We start from the raw sequence: 871 nt of genomic DNA, 5'->3' as shown, positions 1-871 counted from the left end.
AACTCCTCTCGAACCATCATCAAGATCCGCCCAAGCTCATTGCGTCCATGACCATCACCCCATCCCCCAAAAGGCATCTTTGTGCGAATGTTCTTTCAGTTCAGTGTCTCCGGTCGCGAGCAGTTGATGCGCTAGCGGTGTGTTTTGCAAAAACTTCTCTCGCACAATGAATTTCATCACTTCCACTCGAATGTCATACCAGTCATGCCTTTGCCACTGCTGGTATTCGCGTGAAAGCCGAAAAGCTTGTGCAGCATCTTCTGCCCTCAGCACTTTTTCCTGCAGCCGAACATCGTCGAATTTTGCGCTTGGTAGTAATGCTCACTGCTCGGCCAGCACGTCCCAGAAACGGTGATTGAGCATGGATAGAAGTTGGCGAGAAAACCATGATTTTCATCTGGCTCATAGAAATAAATCGGTTGTTCCATGATGTTGCTCCTGACGTCACAATACAAAGAATAAGAAACAAAATGCACATCTTATTGATATAGTATTTAGTAACGAGCGGGAGGATTGTCAAACAGCAGCGGGGGTAGACAGCGCGTTGATGGCAGGTTAAAACACAAAGGGTAGCATGATGCTACCCTCAAAGTTTATAAAATCATATCGTTAGCAAGACTTAGTGAAGCAATCCTAGTTCCTTGGCTTCTTCAATGCTCAGACCACTTTCGCGGATCTCTCTTAGCGCTTCAATTCGGCGTCTCGCCTCTGCTGATTTCACTTGCTTTTCTGGCCTTAGGACGACTTCTTCTTCAGAAATCTTCCCATTTGTGAGCCAATATCTGCAATCTCGTCATGGTTGATTAGAATTAATGGACATATCTCCTCCGAACGCACCATAGTTTTCGACACCCGATCTATAGCAAACCCG

The 871-nt window shown here is 46.0% G+C and carries 1 protein-coding gene and 1 pseudogene; both read right to left on the bottom strand.

Annotated features, from left to right (window positions below; all coding sequences use genetic code 11):
* Positions 1-54: 54 nt before the first annotated feature.
* Positions 55-273 carry an NADAR family protein gene (locus CIK04_RS33595; RefSeq protein ID WP_325205754.1) on the bottom strand — a complete coding sequence of 73 codons (219 nt, stop codon included), beginning with the start codon at positions 271-273 and terminating at the stop codon, positions 55-57.
* 346 nt (positions 274-619) lie between these two features.
* Positions 620-840 (bottom strand): annotated as a pseudogene (locus CIK04_RS33590) (PA3496 family putative envelope integrity protein).
* Positions 841-871: the final 31 nt, after the last annotated feature.

Source organism: Vibrio sp. 03_296, assembly GCF_002265885.1.
This window is presented reverse-complemented; position numbering and strand designations above follow the sequence as displayed.